Source organism: Caulobacter sp. FW305-C-30-S16 (genome assembly GCF_058783025.1).
On sequence record NZ_JBYSYH010000011.1, the window covers coordinates 1 to 845 of the forward strand.

The window sequence follows — 845 nt, forward strand, 5'->3', positions numbered from 1 at the left end:
GCGGCGAAGCTGAGGTCGAGGATCTGGTCCTTGTCCGGCGTCAGCCCGAACCCGGGACCGCTGCGGCGGATGTCGGCCGCCGTGAACACGAAGGCGTCCGCGCCGGTCCCGCCGGTCAGACGGTCCTGGCCCGCGCCGCCGGCGAGGCTGTCGTTGTCCGCGCCGCCGTTCAGCGCGTCGTTGCCGGCCTCGCCCAGCAGGCTGTCGTTGCCGGCCAGGCCATTCAGGATGTCCGCGCCGTCGCCGCCGCTGAGGGAGTTGGCCCCGCTGTTGCCCGTCAGGGCGTTGGCGAGGGCGTTGCCGGTCCCGTTGATGTTGGCAGACCCGGTCAGAGTCAGGTGCTCGACGTTGGCCGCCAGCCGGTGGCTGATCGAGGCCTGGACCGTGTCGGTTCCTTCACCCACCGCTTCGGTCACCAGGTCACCGAACACGTCGACGATGTAGAGATCATTGCCCGCCCCGCCCGTCATGCGGTCAGCGTCGGCGCCGCCGTCGAGCGTGTCGTGCCCGGCGCCGCCGAGCAGGATGTCGGTCCCGGCCCCGCCATTCAGGGTGTCGTTCTGCGTCCCGCCATCGAGGATGTCGTTGTCGTCGCCGCCGTTGAGGATGTCATTGCCGCCGCCGCCGTTCAGCGCATCGCCGCCGGCCATGCCGTTCAGCGTGTTGGCGCTGCTGTTGCCGGTGATGATGTTGCCGAGCGCGTTGCCTGTGCCGCCGATCGTCCCGCCGTTGCCCAGGGTCAGGTTCTCGACACCGTCGCCGAGCGTCCAGCCGACCCGGCTGATGACCAGATCGACGCCGTCGCCGCCGGTTTCGTCCACGACATCGCCGGCGTCATCGACCAC

General features: G+C 70.4%; 1 protein-coding gene. It reads right to left on the reverse strand.

The features are described 5' to 3' along the window. The coding region (locus tag AC3WJT_RS17355; protein WP_492344390.1) for a calcium-binding protein at positions 1 to 845 on the reverse strand (845 nt) is incomplete at both ends.